Origin of the sequence: Synechococcus sp. R8-2 (assembly GCF_047461715.1) — a bacterium.
GTDB lineage: Bacteria > Cyanobacteriota > Cyanobacteriia > Thermostichales > Thermostichaceae > Thermostichus.
Map to the genome: position 1 here is coordinate 1 of NZ_JANSHQ010000369.1, position 1,584 is coordinate 1,584.

The 1,584-nt window shown below is 59.7% G+C and carries 1 protein-coding gene; it reads right to left on the reverse strand.

Annotated elements, in window-relative coordinates:
• Positions 1 to 1,376: photosystem II reaction center protein CP43 (psbC, locus tag NW819_RS09145; RefSeq protein ID WP_369791763.1), on the reverse strand; the 1,376-nt coding region annotated here is incomplete at its 3' end.
• Between the last annotated feature and the right edge of the window lie 208 nt (positions 1,377 to 1,584).

Below are 1,584 nucleotides of genomic sequence, written 5' to 3' on the forward strand. Positions count from 1 at the left end.
CGGATCGGCTTCATCCGGTAAACCGGCTCGTTCTCGCGGCTGATCCCTTTCTCAAAGCCAGCAGCGGCAGCGCGAGCGCGACCGGCATGCCACAGGTGGCCGACAAAGAACAGGAAGCCGAAGATGAAGTTGTGAGCGGCCAACCAGGTGCGGGGGCTGGTGAAGTTCACCGTGTTGATTTCAGTAGCCACACCACCCACCGAGTTCAGGGATCCCAGCGGCGCATGGGTCATGTACTCCACTGCACGGCGGGCTTGCCAGGGCTGAATGTCGTTTTTCAGCTTATCCAGATCCAACCCATTGGGGCCCAGCAGCGGCTCTTTCCAGGGAGCGCGCACATCCCAGAAGCGCATCGTCTCGCCGCCGAAGATGATCTCGCCCGTGGGGGAGCGCATCAGGTATTTACCCAGACCGGTGGGACCTTGGGCTTGGCCAATGTTCGCCCCCAGGCGCTGGTCGCGCACGATGAAGGTGAGGGCTTGCGCTTGCGAGGCTTCTGGGCCAGTGGGGCCGTAGAACTCGCTGGGGTAGACGGTGTTGTTGAACCAGATGTAGCAGGTGGCAATGAAGCTCATCAGCGAAACCGCCGCCAAGCTGTAGGAGAGATAGGCCTCCCCAGACCAGATAAAGGCGCGGCGAGCCCAACCAAAGGGCTTGGTGAGGATGTGCCAAATCCCACCGGCAATGCAGATGATGCCAATGTAGATGTGGCCGCCGATTACATCCTCCATGTTGTCGACGCTGATGATCCAGCCTTCCCCACCAAAAGGAGATTTGAACAGGTAGCCGAAGATCACGGCGGGGTTCAAGGTGGGGTTGGTAATTACCCGCACATCGCCACCCCCTGGAGCCCAGGTGTCATAGACACCGCCAAACCACATGGCCTTGGCCACCAATAGGAAAGCCCCCAACCCCAACAGGATCAGGTGGATCCCCAGGATGGTGGTCATCTTGTTCTTGTCTTTCCAGTCGTAGCCGAAGAAGGGGAAAGACTGCTCCAGAGTTTCTGGGCCGCGAATGGCGTGATAAATGCCCCCCAACCCCAGCACGGCGCTGGAGATCAGGTGCAGCACCCCGATGACAAAGTAGGGGTAGGTGTCAATCACCTCGCCCCCCGGGCCAACCCCCCAGCCCAGAGTGGCCACGTGGGGCATCAGGATCAGGCCCTGCTCATACATAGGCCGATCCGGCGTGAAGTGAGCCACCTCAAACAGCAGCATCGCCCCCGCCCAGAAGACGATCAGGCCAGCGTGGGCCACATGGGCGCCCAAAAGCCGACCGGAGAGATTAATCAAGCGGGCATTCCCAGCCCACCAGGCAAATCCGCCTTGGGTGCGATCTTGCACCACTGCAGAACCAAATGTTGTCGAGGTCACAGAGACCAACCTCCAATGATAGTCAGGAACAAGAGACACCAAAAAAAGTTTAGTTAACGCGAGCGCCTGCCGTTGGGCTCCCTGTCCACTGGGATCCGCGGCAGGGGATCCCTTGGGCAAGCGCTCATCCTCACAGAGCAGATCTCTAGGGATCTACCGCAGCTAAAGTCGAGCGAGCTCAGTGGGTTTAGAGCGCATTGCCGCGGGG